The organism is Paramesorhizobium leguminum, assembly GCF_003217235.1.
Taxonomy (GTDB): Bacteria; Pseudomonadota; Alphaproteobacteria; order Rhizobiales; family Rhizobiaceae; genus Paramesorhizobium; species Paramesorhizobium leguminum.
In genome coordinates this window covers 168,087-181,155 of record NZ_QJTF01000004.1, presented here as the reverse complement: position 1 = coordinate 181,155, position 13,069 = coordinate 168,087, and the positions used below count along the sequence as shown (strand labels likewise).

Below are 13,069 nucleotides of genomic sequence, written 5' to 3'. Positions count from 1 at the left end.
TATCTCCGTGCTGAAACCCTTGTTCTGGCGCGTATCCCAAGTCTCTCGACTTTACCGGATCACGCTCGCAAAGGCTATCAATCACGAAAGAATGCGTGAATGCCATAAACCACCTATTTTGGTGGAATATAAAAAAAATATCATCGCCTCAGGGGATGGAGCGGAAAATTGCATCCCAATAGTAGGGCAGTAGGGCAGTAGGGCAGTAGGGCAGTAGGGCAGTAGGGCAGTAGAAGGAATATGTTTTAGGCGTAAGCGAGCAAGGCAATACACATACTGCCTTATTGCCCTACTGCCCTATTGCCATCACTCTGTTCGGCATAAGCGAACTGGACAACGCCGCTGTTATGGGCGCTCAAGGACGCAGCGCTATGCGGACTCCTGTCAGCGCTGGCCGGCGCGATCAGGGCAGCCACGGTGAGCGCTGCTGCGGCGGCGATGCCGAGACGTTTTTCAGTGCGTGAATTCATTTCCGTCTCTCCTCAAGCTGTGGATTGCAGGTTCGGGTATAAAAGGCGAAATCCGGCCAAAATCGACCGGAGTGAGGCGATAATGCGGGACCGCATGGCCATTTCGTCGCAGCGAAACGGTGGGAATCGAGACCAATCATCTGGTCCTCCAATCGAACGGGTTCAAGGCCCGGGCATCAAAGGTTATATGGCGATAAAGCCGCCAATTCCGGCGGATGTCAAACATTATTTGAGTAAAATAGTCATATTTAAACATGCCTCATATATGGGCCCCGAAACGAATCCGAGGCCCATATCATACTGCCTCCGACCGGTTACCCCGCCACCAGCCGTTTCAGTTTCTCCAGCGCCGCATCTGAGTTTTCGCGATAGGCGATCGTGCCCTTGAACCGGCCATCACGATCGAGCAGAAAAACAGAGGCGGTGTGGTCCATGGTGTAGCCGCCATCCTCGAGCGGAACCTTTCGAGCATAAACCTTCCAGCCCTTGATCAGCTTGGCGATTTCAGCCGGATCGCCGGTGATTCCAGTGATGCGGTCGGTGAAGTTGCCGGTATAGGCTTTCATGATGTCAGGCGTGTCGCGTTCGGGATCGACGGTGATGAAGAAAGCGCGCAGATCCTTGCCCTCATCGCCCAGCTTTTTCAGCAAGCCTGACAGTTCGTATAGCGTCGTCGGGCAGACATCGGGACAATGGGTGAAACCGAAGAACAGCACGCTCGGATGACCTACCAACGCCTTCTCGGTGATCGGCTTGCCGTCCTGATCGACCAGGCTGAACGGAGCGCCCAGTTCCTGCGCCACCCCGCTGCTGCCGGGTTTCAGTGTGCCGAACCCGTAAACGGCGGTGAGGAACAGGCAGAGGGCGGCGACCACCGCCCAAAGCCCGTAACGGATGAGTTTGATATTCATCAGTGCTGGTGCTCCATGGAAGAGGCACCGGCGGCGCCGACCTTGAAGGTCACGTCCACCGTGCCGGCCTTCTGAAACTGAAGCGTGACGGGAACCGTGTCGCCTTTCTTGAATGGCTTGATCACATCCATGAACATCAGATGCATTCCGCCCGGCTTCAGTTCCACCGTTCCGCCCGCCGGCAGATCGATGCCGTCCTTGAGCTGGCGCATCTTCATGACGTCGTTTTCCATGGTCATCTCATGGATCTCGACGCGCTTGGCCGCAGGCGATGTTGCGGCAACGAGCCGGTCGGCTTCACCGCCTTTATTGTCAAGCTTGATATAGCCGCCGCCGACCTTCGCCCCCGGCACCATGGCGCGGATGAACGCGCCTGAAATTGCAATCGGTCCAGCCTTGACCACGGCCTGTCCCGCGTTGCCATGGCTGCCATGACCCGCATGATCCTGCGCGACCGCGGAGAGGTTGGTGGATGCGAGAAGGAGTGCCGCGAAGGCGGCGCATGTCATCTTTTTCATCGTCTTTTTCCTGATATCAATGGGAAGCAGGCTGCGCGAGACGCCGGCCGGATGGTGCTGTTCAGGTCAGACGAAAGGTGGAGCTTGCGGCGGGGCCGAAGGTGGATAGCTGTCGCGCAGGATGACTGGAGCCGCCAGAACACTTGCAATGACCGCGCCGCTGTCCGGAAGCGGGCCGGATGCTTTCGTAGGGACCGGGCAATCGAGGCCAGAGGCGATACGGCAAGCCTCGCAATCCTGACCGTAAAGATGACCATCATGACCGCCCTGGTCATCGCCGCCTGACGGCTGGCAAAGCACGGGGACGGTGCCATCGGGCAGGGTATAGGCGGCAAGATCGTATCCGCCGGATTTGAAATCGACGGGCTTGTGCGCGAAGGCAAGCAGAACGAGCGCGAGTGCGCAGAGGAAGCGCGCCAGATTTCGCCCGTTCAAGAGAATTTCGCGCATGGTTTTCCCATTTTTCGGCGCTTTGCCGCGTTCATGCGATTATTCCATAACCCGCGCGGGAATATTTTGACATGCGACAAACGCGTGCAGCGTTGTTTTTACGCAAGGTCCGCCATTGGTCTTTGCGCCGAACTGCATTATTTCAAGCGTCAAGAATGAAACAGGTGAAATGGCATGTCAGGCGTAACGCGTGAACAGGTTCTTGAACGGCTCGGGACGATAACAGGGCCGGATTTCGGCAGCGATATCGTCACGCTCGGCCTCGTCTCGGATATTTTCATCGCCGATGGGAAGGTGTTCTTCTCGATCACCGTGCCGTCTGAGCGCGCGCGGGAACTGGAGCCGCTGCGCACCGCCGCCGAAAAGGTGGTGAAAGAGATACCGGGCGTCGCGGGCGCGCTGGTGACGCTGACGGCAGAAAAGAAGGGCGGCAAGACCAGCGACGATGCCCCCCCTCCCCGCGTCGTCTCGCGGCGCGGAGCGCCGAAGGGCGCGGTTCCGCCGCCGCGTACGCCACGACCCCAAACGCCTTCCAAGCCCGGCATTCCCGGCGTCGGCGCGATCATCGCGGTGGCGTCGGGCAAGGGCGGCGTCGGCAAATCGACGACGGCGGCCAATCTGGCATTGGGGCTCAGCGCGAACGGCCTTAAGGTGGGCATTCTCGATGCTGATGTCTATGGGCCTTCCATGCCGCGCCTTCTCGGCATTTCGGGACGGCCGGAAATGGCATCCGGGCGCATCATGAAGCCGATGGAGAATTATGGCCTGAAGGTGATGTCGATCGGCTTCCTCGTCGAGGAGGAAACGCCGATGGTCTGGCGCGGGCCGATGGTGATGTCGGCGCTGACGCAGATGCTGCGCGAGGTGGAATGGGGCGAGCTCGACGTGCTGGTGGTCGACATGCCGCCCGGCACGGGCGACGCGCAACTGACCATGGCGCAGCAGGTGCCGCTCGCCGGCGCGGTCATCGTCTCGACGCCGCAGGACCTGGCGCTCATCGACGCGCGCAAGGGGCTCAACATGTTCCGCAAGGTGGATGTGCCGCTGCTCGGCATCGTCGAGAACATGAGCTATTTCATCGCGCCCGATACCGGCACGCGCTACGATATTTTCGGCCATGGCGGCGCGCGCAAGGAGGCGGAGCGCCTCGACGTGCCGTTCCTCGGCGAAGTGCCGCTGCATATGCAGATCCGCGAGATGTCGGATGCCGGAACGCCGGTTACGGTTAGCGAACCCGCCGGTACGCATGCCAAGATTTATCGCGATATTGCCGCCAAGGTCTGGCACGGCGTGGAAACGGCCCGGGCGGCGCAGACGAGGCAGGCGCCGGCAATTGTGTTCGAGTGAGGGGCTACGTGATGTCACGTTCTTCCGTTGAAGAAAACATCCCGTCGATGTCGCGGTGTCCTGCGATGATGTTGACCACCTCGAAATAATCGCCGGCGTAGCGGAAGAAGATGACATAGCCCTTGAAGGCCACGCTCCGGATATCGGGGCGCAGTTCTGGCCGAGCCCGGCCAAGCGTGCCGGGAAGGCCTGCCAGTATCCGGCATTTCTGGCGGAGTTCTTCGACAAAGCGGCGGCCTGTAACAAGGCTGCCGCTTTCGCGGGTGACGTATTCGAGGATATCGACAAGATCGGTGAGTGCTGAAGGCAGCATACGAAGCTGCGGCACGTTTTTTAGCTGCATGATCTATCCGAAAAGTCTGCAACTTTTCGGGATCATGCTCTAAAACCTTCTTTGCTCAGCTGGGCCGCCTTTGCCTCCAGAGCAGCATCAATATCGGCAGCCGACACCTCGCCGCCGTCGGCAATGGACTTGTCGAGCAGGACCTGGAGCGCTTTCAGCTTTTGTTCCCGTTCTTCGACCAGACGCAGGCCCTCGCGCACCACCTCGCTGGCCGAGCCATAACGGCCGACCCTCACGATGTCAGCCACAAAAGTCTCCCAGCGGTCGCCAATGGATACGTTCATCGTTGCATCTCCTCATTCCGTGCAGGATGTCACAATAACGCAGATTGTGCAAATATTGACATCGAGCGTACCCATGCTCCCTCTTACGTAATCACGCTCGGCCCTTCCCGGCCGGTATATTCGCGGATATGGGCGATATCTTCCGCAGCCACGATCAGATCGGCGAGGGCTTCCTGCGTTTCGAGGTTCTGCCGGGCCGGGTCCGGCTCGAAGCGTTCGATATAGACGCGGAGGGTGGCGCCCGAGGTGCCGGTGCCCGAGAGGCGGTAGACGATGCGGGAGCCGCCGTCGAAGAAGATGCGGATGCCCTGATGCTCGCTCACCGAATGGTCGACGGGGTCGTGATAGGCGAAATCGTCGGCGTTTTCGATGGTCAGCGTTCCATATGAAGTGCCCGGCAAGCCAGCCAGCCGTCCGCGTAAGTCCGCGATGAGGCTGTTGGCCGCGCTTGTCTCGACTTCCTCGTAATCGTGGCGGGAGTAATAGTTGCGGCCATAGGTCCGCCAATGCTCTTCCACAATATCGAGCACGCTCTCGCGCCTGATGGCGAGGATATTGAGCCAGAGCAGCACCGCCCATAGCCCGTCCTTCTCGCGCACATGGTTCGACCCAGTGCCTGAACTCTCCTCGCCGCAGATCGTAACCAGTCCGGCGTCGAGCAGATTGCCGAAGAATTTCCAGCCGGTCGGCGTTTCATACATGCCGATGCCAAGCTTTTCCGCCACACGGTCGGCGGCGCGGCTGGTGGGCATGGAGCGGGCGATGCCTTTCAGCCCGCCGGCATAGCCCGGCGCCAGATACGCGTTGGCGGCGAGCATCGCCAGCGAATCCGATGGGGTGACGAAGATGCCGCGCCCGATGATCATGTTGCGGTCGCCATCGCCATCGGACGCGGCGCCGAAATCGGGAGCCTGCGGCGACATCATCAGATCGTAGAGATCCTTGGCATAGACGAGGTTGGGGTCCGGGTGATGGCCGCCGAAATCGGGAAGCGGGATGGCATTGACCACGCTCCCTTGGGGCGCGCCGAGAAGGCGCTCGAAAATCTCCGTTGCATAGGGGCCGGTGACGGCATGCATCGCATCGAAGCGCATGGTGAAGCCGGATTTGAGCAGAGCGCGGAGGGCGTCGAAATCGAACAGTTCCTGCATCAATTCCGCATAATCCGTCACGGGATCGATCACCTCCACGGTCATGTCGCCAAGCTTCGTCTCGCCCAGCCGGTCGATGTCGATTTCGCCCGCGTCGAGGGTCAGATAGCGGTCGATCGCTAGCGAGCGGGCGAAGATCGCCTCGGTCAGCTTTTCAGGCGCGGGGCCGCCATTGCCGATATTGTACTTGATGCCGAAATCGCCATCCGGACCGCCGGGGTTGTGGCTCGCCGAAAGGATGATGCCGCCGAACGCCTTGTACTTGCGGATGAGATGCGAGGCGGCGGGTGTCGAGAGAATGCCGCCCTGCCCGACCATGACCCGGCCGAAGCCGTTCGCGGCGGCCATTTTCAGCACCTTCTGGATGACTTCGCGATTGTAATAGCGCCCGTCGCCGCCCAAGATCAGCAATGCGCCCTGAAAATTCTCAAGCGAATCGAAGATCGACTGGACGAAGTTCTCGACATAGTTCGCCTGCTGGAATTCCGGCACCTTCTTGCGCAGGCCTGAAGTGCCGGGCTTCTGGTCGTCATATGGCTTGGTGGCAATCGTCAGGACGGTCATATGGCCCTCTGTGTTAGAAATTCGCAGCTCGAAAGCGAATACTGGATATCACTCGTTTGCGTGCTGATTGTGCGACAGAGTAGATCAAGTTTGTTGTTTTGAAATAACAATTTGTGCGAGCAGTTAACCCGCTTCCTTGAACAGCACGCTCTGGTCGAAGAGATAGCGATTGAAAAGCGGCAGGCTGGCGGCGCCGACGGCTTTTGCGTGGACGCCGACCTTGCCCTCGACGATCTCCGGCGCGGTGATGCCTTGCAGGTCCAGCCCCGATATCTCCATCCGCGCGGCTTCGACAATGCGGTGGCGCACGGAGACGGGGAACCAGCCATCGATGATGGCGGCGGAAAAATCGATGATCGAGGCAGCCGCTACAATGGCATGGGCGAGATTGCGGGCGGTGAGCGCGATCCATTCATCGACGGGCGCGCCGAAATCCTCCCAGTTCTCCGGCGAGAGCCAGAGGGCGTTCGTATCGTTGCCGCGCTCCTGCAACATGCGTTCCAGCACGAAGACCGAGGCGGCGTCGATCAACTGCCTGGGCTTGCCCCCAAAAGACGGTCCCGGAATCGGCATCGAACCGACCGCGCCGGCATTGCCGGTTCGTCCGGGGTAAAGCGTGTTGCCCAGCACCACGCCGCCGCCGATGAAGGAGCCGATGAAGAAATAAATGAAATCGGCGAATTCAGGCCCGCGCCCGAAGATGAGTTCCGCGCCGCAGGCGGCGGTGGCGTCATTCTGCGTGAAGACCGGAAAGGGAAGCTGGGCGGCGAATTCGCGGACGAGATCGGCCTCGCGCCAGGCGTCCAAATCCGCCTGCGGCGCGCCGACCTCTTCCACCCAGTTCCACAATTCGAAAGGTACGGCGATGCCCAACCCGGCAATGCGGCTGCGCTGCGCCGCATCCAGCGAAGCGCTGAAATGGCCAATGCCGTCGAGGGCAAATTTCCTGATCGCATCGGGTACCGGCCAGCGATAGGTTTCATGCAGCCGCATCCGGATGTTGCCGAGAAAATCCATCAGGATCAGCTCGGCGCTGCGACGGCCGATCTTGAGCCCGAAGGAAAAAACGCCTTCAGCCGCCAAACTCATGGGCATCGAGGGTTGCCCGACCCGCCCGCGCACGCGTTCGCCGCGCGTAAGCAGGCCATCCTCCTCCAGTCCGCGCATGATGACGGAGACCGTCTGCGCCGAAAGGCCGGTCAGCCTTGCGATTTCGACGCGCGGCAACGCCCCGTGGCGGCGAACGAGAGAGAGGACGAGACGCTCATTATAGGCGCGCACGCCGGTCTGGTTGGAGCCGCGACTGATGGCGGGAGCGTGATCGAATGCATATTCGGGCTTGAAGCCGCCGGTGGCGTGCGCTCTTGCTCTTTCCCTATCCACAGCCATTACTTTTCCTGAACCGCCGGTCGCATTTTGGAGCTTTTGATCCAGCCATCGGAACATCCCGATATTTCAAAATGTTAAACCGATTCGCATGGCGTTAGGGCACGTCCCAAGGGACATACCGCCCTTTGAACTTGGCACAGAGCATTAATAAATCAAGCGGATTTATTAATTGACAGACTCGTATTTGGCATGTTTCCCTCAAAGAACGATAGGCTTCGCAACTGAAGATATCGGCCTATAATTCGATCCAAGCCGGCTCGTACCGGCATGTTCCGGGAGGGAACTCATGAACAAGACGATTCTCGCGTCGGCTTTCACCGCCTTCATGCTCGGCGCGGCCGCCATGCCCGCCAGCGCTGCGGAGCCGGGCGCCTGCCTCATCACCAAGACCGACACCAATCCCTTCTTCGTCAAGATGAAGGAAGGGGCGATCGCCAAGGCTGGGGAATTGGGCGTCAACCTCAAGACCTATGCCGGCAAGATCGATGGCGACACGGAAAGCCAGATCGCGGCGGTCGAGACCTGCGTCGCCGACGGCGCCAAGGGCATCCTGATCACCGCCTCCGACACCAAGGGCATCGTGCCGAGCCTTGAGAAGGCGCGTCAGGCGGGGCTGTTGGTCATAGCCCTCGACACGCCGCTGGAACCGGCGGACGCCGCCGACGCCACCTTTGCCACGGACAATTTCCTGGCAGGCGAACTGGTCGGCAAATGGGCCGCCGGGACGCTTGGCGACAAGGCGAAGGATGCCAAGGTGGCCTTTCTCAACCTGACCGCATCGCAGCCCAGCGTCGATGTGCTGCGCGATCAGGGCTTCGACAAGGGCTTCGGCATTGACCCGAAGGACGACAAGCGGCTCGGCGACGAGGACGATGCGCGCATCGTCGGTCGCGATTTGACCGACGGCAACGAGGAAGGCGGACGCCGGGCCATGGAGAACCTTCTGCAGAAGGACCCGGCCATCAATGTCGTCCACACCATCAACGAGCCTGCGGCGGCTGGCGCCTATGAGGCGCTGAAGGCGCTGGGACGCGAAAAGGACACGCTGATCGTCTCCATCGACGGCGGCTGTCCCGGTGTGAAGAACGTGCAGGAAGGCATCATCGGCGCGACCTCGCAGCAATACCCGCTGCAGATGGCCGCCCTCGGCATCGAGGCGATCAAGAAGTTCGCCGATACGGGCGAAAAGCCGAAGCCGACCGAAGGCAAGACCTTCGTGGATACGGGCGTGACGCTGGTGACCGACAAGCCGGTTCCGGGGTTGCCTTCCATCGATACGAAGACCGCGCTGGCGAAGTGCTGGGGATAAACGCCGCCTTCCTTCCCCCTTGCGGGGAAGGTGCCCGCAGAGCGGGCGGATGGGGGTGGTAAAGGCAGCGCGCTGTGATCTCCCGTTGGAGCACAACCGTCACCACCCCCACCCGGCCCTCCGGGCCACCCTCCCCGCAAGGGGGAGGGAAGGCACCTGCATATGAGGATGAGGTAAACTACCCATGACCCAGCCGACACCGGCGTCATCTCCATCCCAAGATTTCGAGCGAGTGCTTCCAGCAAGCCCCGCCGAGGTCGCGTCCTTCGAAGGACACGGCAAGACGTTCCTGCAGCGGGCGCGGGAGTTCCTGCATGGGAACCCGGCTGCCGTGCCGCTGATCGTGCTGCTGGCGTCGCTCGTCATCTTCGGGCTGCTGGTGGGATCGAAATTCTTTTCCGCCTTCGCCCTGACGCTGATCCTGCAACAGGTGGCGATCACCGGCATCGTGGCGGCGGCGCAGACGCTGGTGATCCTGACGGCGGGCATCGATCTCTCGGTCGGCGCCATCATGGTGCTGTCCTCGGTGGTGATGGGGCAGTTCACCTTCCGCTACGGCCTGCCGCCGGAACTCTCCATCCTGTGCGGCTTCGCCGTCGGCGCGCTGTGCGGCTTCATCAACGGCTTCCTCGTCGCCTATGTGCGGCTGCCGGCATTCATCGTCACGCTCGGCATGTGGCAGGTGATCCTGGCGACGAACTTCCTCTATTCCGCCAATGAAACCATACGCGCGCAGGAAATCAGCGCCAACGCGCCGATCCTGCAATTCTTCGGGGAAAATTTCCGGCTCGGCGGCGCGGTGTTCACCTACGGCGTGATCGTCTTCGTCGCGCTCGTGCTCGCCCTCTGGTATGTCCTCAACCACACCGCCTGGGGACGCCATGTCTATGCCATCGGCGACGATGAACAAGCGGCGGAACTTTCAGGCGTTCGGGTCAAGCCCATCCTCGTCTCGGTCTATGTGCTCTCCGGCCTCATCTGCGCGCTGGCTGGCTGGGCGATGATCGGGCGGCTCGGTTCCGTTTCGCCGACAGCCGGGCAGTTCGCCAATATCGAATCGATCACGGCGGTGGTGATCGGCGGCATCTCGCTCTTCGGCGGGCGCGGCTCGATCCTCGGCACCATGTTCGGCGCGCTCATCGTCGGCGTCTTCGCGCTGGGCTTGAGACTCTGGGGCACCGATCCGCAATGGACCTATCTGATGATCGGCCTGCTCATCATCGCCGCCGTCGCTATCGACCAATGGATCAGAAAGGCTGCGGCATGAACGCGACCCAACCCATTCTTTCCGCTCGCGGCCTCGTCAAGCGCTATGGCCGGGTCACGGCGCTGGACCAGGCGGATTTCGATCTCTATCCCGGCGAAATCCTTGCCGTGATCGGCGACAATGGCGCGGGCAAATCGAGCCTCATCAAGGCGCTGTCCGGCGCCGTCTCGCCCGACGAAGGCGAAATCCGGCTCGACGGCAAGCCGATCCATTTTCGCTCGCCGATGGATGCGCGGGCGGCGGGCATTGAAACCGTCTACCAGAATCTGGCGCTTTCGCCGGCGCTCTCCATCGCCGACAACATGTTTCTGGGGCGCGAGATCCGCAAGCCCGGTGTGCTCGGAAGTGTCTTCCGGATGCTCGACCGCCCGGCCATGGAGCGGACGGCGCGCGAAAAGCTTTCCGAACTGGGGCTGATGACCATCCAGAATATCAGCCAGGCAGTGGAGACTCTTTCAGGCGGCCAAAGGCAGGGCGTGGCGGTGGCGCGGGCCGCGGCCTTCGGCTCCAAGGTGATCATCATGGACGAGCCGACGGCGGCGCTCGGCGTCAAGGAATCGCGCCGCGTCCTCGATCTCATCCAGGATGTGAAGGCGCGGGGAATGCCGATCGTGCTGATCTCGCACAACATGCCGCATGTGTTCGAGGTGGCGGACCGCATTCATATTCACCGCCTCGGGCGCAGGCTTGCCGTCATCAAGCCTTCCGACTATTCGATGTCGGATGCGGTGGCCCTGATGACCGGCGCGATGAAACCACCGGCGGATGTGCTTGCAGCCTGACATGACGCAAATCGACCGCGACCAACTGGCCTCCGCCATCCTGTCCCGGCTTGAAGACGGCGAGCGCCTGCTCGTCGCTATCGCGGGGCCGCCCGGAGCGGGCAAATCGACGCTGGCGGAAGGCCTGCGTGATGCGCTGAACAAGGGTGGCGATGGGCCATCGACCATCGTGCCGATGGACGGCTTTCACCTCGACAACACCATCCTCGACCAGCGGAACTTGAGAAGCCGCAAGGGCTCGCCGCCGACCTTCGACTGCGCCGGTTTTGAGATGCTGTTGGGGCGGCTCAAAATGTCGGATGACGAGATCGTCATTCCGGTCTTCGACCGGATGCTCGATCTTGCCCGTGCCGGGGCCTCCGTCATCCAGGCGAATCATCGCATCCTCATCATCGAGGGCAATTACCTTCTGCTCGATGAGGCGCCGTGGAACCGTCTCCATCCGCTGTTCGATCTTACCATCTCCCTCGACGTGCCGTTTGCCGAACTGGAGCGACGGCTGATCCAGCGCTGGCTCGACCATGGCCATACCTTGGATGAAGCGCGGACCCGTGCGCTTTCCAACGATATCCCCAATGCGCAACTGGTGGTCACATCATCGCGACCGGCGGATTATATCGTGCAAACATATAGTTGATGGAACGACTGCGGCGTTTCGAACCTTTCCTTCGCAATTGCAGCATGGTTTAAACGCGCCGGCGCGTTTCTCCCGACGTGCAATTAAAGACACAAGTCCAAGGCCCTCTTGCCCTCCGCGGAGCCGGCCTATCGTTGTTATGCTAGGAACTGCCATGATCGTGAAAAAAGTACCTGATGTCACCTTCCGCACGCGCGTGCGCGACGAGAACATCGAAGGCCCGAACCCCTATCGCTGGGAAGACAAGACGACCGCCGACTATTTTGGCAACAAGCGAGTCATCCTGTTCTCCCTGCCCGGCGCGTTCACGCCCACCTGCTCGACCTATCAGCTTCCCGATTTCGAGAAGCTCTACGCGGAATTTCAGGCGGAAGGCATCGATGAAATCTACTGCGTCTCCGTCAACGACGCCTTCGTCATGAATGCCTGGGGCAAGGCCCAGGGCCTGAAAAATATCAAGCTGATTCCGGATGGTTCGGGCGAGTTCACCCGCAAGATGGGCATGCTTGTCGCCAAGGACAATCTCGGCTTCGGCATGCGCTCCTGGCGCTATGCGGCGGTCATCAACAATGGCGTGGTGGAACAGTGGTTCGAGGAGGAAGGCTTCTCCGACAATTGCGACACCGACCCCTACGGCGTTTCCGCGCCGCAAAATATTCTCGCCAGCCTCAAGATGGCCAAAGCCGCCTAATTCTGTCCGAAATCCTGATGAAATCCCGGCCGTGCCAGCGCGGCCGGGACAATTATTGCCACGATTTGGTTGCAATGAGGAAGTGTTTCTGAAGGAAAGACTGCATGAGCACCCATCTCCCCCAAGACCTGCAGGACGCGCTCGACCGCTTCATCGCGGCCAAGCATCGCGGCATCAACAAGACGGAGGCGATTGCGCTGATCCTGCGCGACTGGATGGTAAAGGAAGGCTATCTCCCCGCCGCTCCGCAAGAAGGTACGCCGCCGGAAGACCTGAATTCCAGCAACGACGATTAGAGCCAAGCGATATGGACAATTCGCCACCGGAGCTTGCGCCTCCCTCGACGCTGGGCAAGCGTCTCATCATCCTCCTGGCGCTAGCGTTCATCCTGCTTGCCGCGCTTGCATGGATGACCGTCGCCCTCCTCGATGCCACGGGACGCATCGACATCGATCCGCTCACATTCACCGCCGGCGATCTGGAGCAGATCAGGGAACTCCTGCCGCTGCTGTAGAGCTCCAGAAGATAGAGGGCCTTTCGCCACGCCAAGCAAACGTGCTAAAATGGTGGGGAACAAGAGGAAGGCTCATGGCATTCGAAGACATCAAGGCGGAGATCGCGCTTCTTTTTCAGGAAATGATCAATCAACCCGAAGGCGCGGCGGAAATCCGCGAGGCCATCCGCGAGAAGTTGAACGAACTCAAGGCCAACGGAATGCCCCTGCCGAAGGATCTCGTGGAACTCGAAAAGCGGCTCGGGACCGATTTCGACGTTTGATGCGCATGAATTCACATTTTGCCGCACTGGCCGTCTGCTCCCTTGTCCTTGCTGCCTGCACGGCGGCGGAACTGGAAGTGCAAAAGCCCGCGCCGGTGGCGCTCGCGCCTGAGAAAACTGCCGAGCAGCCGGTGGCGCCCGTACCGGAGAAGATTGCCGAGCCGGTGGCAGCCCCGCCC

Annotated in this window: 16 protein-coding genes and 2 pseudogenes; 10 read left to right on the top strand and 8 right to left on the bottom strand. The window is 60.8% G+C overall.

The genetic code is table 11. The annotated features are described in order from the left end of the window. Window positions 1-281 precede the first annotated feature (281 nt). From C7477_RS05230 to C7477_RS05215, 4 genes are all read right to left on the bottom strand, one after another. The gene (locus tag C7477_RS05230; protein ID WP_110749716.1) at window positions 282-470 is read right to left on the bottom strand and encodes a hypothetical protein; all 189 of its coding nucleotides are present in this window, start codon (window positions 468-470) and stop codon (window positions 282-284) included. 314 nt (window positions 471-784) lie between these two features. Beyond that, window positions 785-1,381, bottom strand: coding sequence for an SCO family protein (locus C7477_RS05225; protein ID WP_110749714.1), 597 nt, complete (start codon window positions 1,379-1,381; stop codon window positions 785-787). Continuing rightward, complete coding sequence (locus C7477_RS05220; RefSeq protein ID WP_110749712.1) at window positions 1,381-1,899, bottom strand: copper chaperone PCu(A)C; 519 nt, start codon at window positions 1,897-1,899, stop codon at window positions 1,381-1,383. The genes C7477_RS05225 and C7477_RS05220 overlap by 1 nt, the downstream gene beginning before the upstream one ends. Before the next feature lie 66 nt (window positions 1,900-1,965). After that, entirely contained in the window at window positions 1,966-2,349 is a 384-nt protein-coding gene (locus C7477_RS05215; protein WP_110749710.1) for a hypothetical protein, read from the bottom strand. 174 nt (window positions 2,350-2,523) lie between these two features. Between C7477_RS05215 and C7477_RS19485 the strand changes: the two are divergent. Together C7477_RS19485 and C7477_RS05210 are read left to right on the top strand one after the other, a co-directional pair. Further along, window positions 2,524-2,808, top strand: a pseudogene (locus C7477_RS19485) (iron-sulfur cluster assembly protein); the annotation flags it as partial. Window positions 2,809-2,877: 69 nt separating this feature from the next. Then, window positions 2,878-3,696 (top strand): annotated as a pseudogene (locus tag C7477_RS05210) (Mrp/NBP35 family ATP-binding protein); the annotation flags it as partial. Window positions 3,697-3,700: 4 nt separating this feature from the next. On the opposite strand, the gene C7477_RS05205 reads toward C7477_RS05210, so the two are convergent. The 4 genes from C7477_RS05205 to C7477_RS05190 all read right to left on the bottom strand — a co-directional run bounded on the left by C7477_RS05205 (window position 3,701) and on the right by C7477_RS05190 (window position 7,427). Next, a complete protein-coding gene (locus C7477_RS05205; RefSeq protein WP_181418349.1) occupies window positions 3,701-4,039 on the bottom strand; it encodes a type II toxin-antitoxin system RelE/ParE family toxin in 339 nt (112 codons plus the stop codon). Window positions 4,040-4,071: 32 nt separating this feature from the next. Continuing rightward, entirely contained in the window at window positions 4,072-4,323 is a 252-nt protein-coding gene (locus tag C7477_RS05200) for a type II toxin-antitoxin system ParD family antitoxin (protein WP_110749706.1), read from the bottom strand. An 83-nt stretch (window positions 4,324-4,406) separates the two neighbouring features. Continuing rightward, on the bottom strand, window positions 4,407-6,038 hold the full coding sequence (locus tag C7477_RS05195) for an alpha-D-glucose phosphate-specific phosphoglucomutase (RefSeq protein WP_110749704.1): 1,632 nt from the start codon (window positions 6,036-6,038) through the stop codon (window positions 4,407-4,409). A 123-nt stretch (window positions 6,039-6,161) separates the two neighbouring features. Continuing rightward, window positions 6,162-7,427 (bottom strand): ROK family transcriptional regulator, encoded by a 1,266-nt coding sequence (locus C7477_RS05190; RefSeq protein ID WP_110749827.1) that lies wholly within the window; start codon window positions 7,425-7,427, stop codon window positions 6,162-6,164. Between the two features lie 286 nt (window positions 7,428-7,713). On the opposite strand from C7477_RS05190, the gene C7477_RS05185 reads away from it, so the two are divergent. The 8 genes from C7477_RS05185 (at window position 7,714) to C7477_RS05150 (ending at window position 12,890) form a co-directional block, all read left to right on the top strand. After that, window positions 7,714-8,736, top strand: a complete 1,023-nt coding sequence (locus tag C7477_RS05185) for a sugar ABC transporter substrate-binding protein (protein ID WP_110749702.1) — start codon at window positions 7,714-7,716, stop codon at window positions 8,734-8,736. A gap of 184 nt (window positions 8,737-8,920) precedes the next feature. Beyond that, entirely contained in the window at window positions 8,921-10,003 is a 1,083-nt protein-coding gene (locus C7477_RS05180) for an ABC transporter permease (RefSeq protein WP_110749700.1), read from the top strand. Next, a complete protein-coding gene (locus tag C7477_RS05175; protein WP_181418348.1) occupies window positions 9,979-10,785 on the top strand; it encodes an ATP-binding cassette domain-containing protein in 807 nt (268 codons plus the stop codon). Before C7477_RS05180 ends, C7477_RS05175 begins: the two co-directional genes overlap by 25 nt. A 1-nt stretch (window position 10,786) precedes the next feature. Next, window positions 10,787-11,422, top strand: a complete 636-nt coding sequence (locus C7477_RS05170; RefSeq protein WP_110749696.1) for a nucleoside/nucleotide kinase family protein — start codon at window positions 10,787-10,789, stop codon at window positions 11,420-11,422. Between the two features lie 154 nt (window positions 11,423-11,576). Next, entirely contained in the window at window positions 11,577-12,113 is a 537-nt protein-coding gene (locus C7477_RS05165) for a peroxiredoxin (protein WP_110749694.1), read from the top strand. Window positions 12,114-12,217: 104 nt separating this feature from the next. Further along, window positions 12,218-12,409 carry a ribbon-helix-helix domain-containing protein gene (locus tag C7477_RS05160; RefSeq protein ID WP_110749692.1) on the top strand — a complete coding sequence of 64 codons (192 nt, stop codon included), beginning with the start codon at window positions 12,218-12,220 and terminating at the stop codon, window positions 12,407-12,409. 11 nt (window positions 12,410-12,420) lie between these two features. After that, window positions 12,421-12,627, top strand: a complete 207-nt coding sequence (locus C7477_RS05155; protein WP_110749690.1) for a hypothetical protein — start codon at window positions 12,421-12,423, stop codon at window positions 12,625-12,627. 74 nt (window positions 12,628-12,701) lie between these two features. Next, the gene (locus C7477_RS05150; protein WP_110749687.1) at window positions 12,702-12,890 is read left to right on the top strand and encodes a hypothetical protein; all 189 of its coding nucleotides are present in this window, start codon (window positions 12,702-12,704) and stop codon (window positions 12,888-12,890) included. Window positions 12,891-13,069 lie beyond the last annotated feature (179 nt).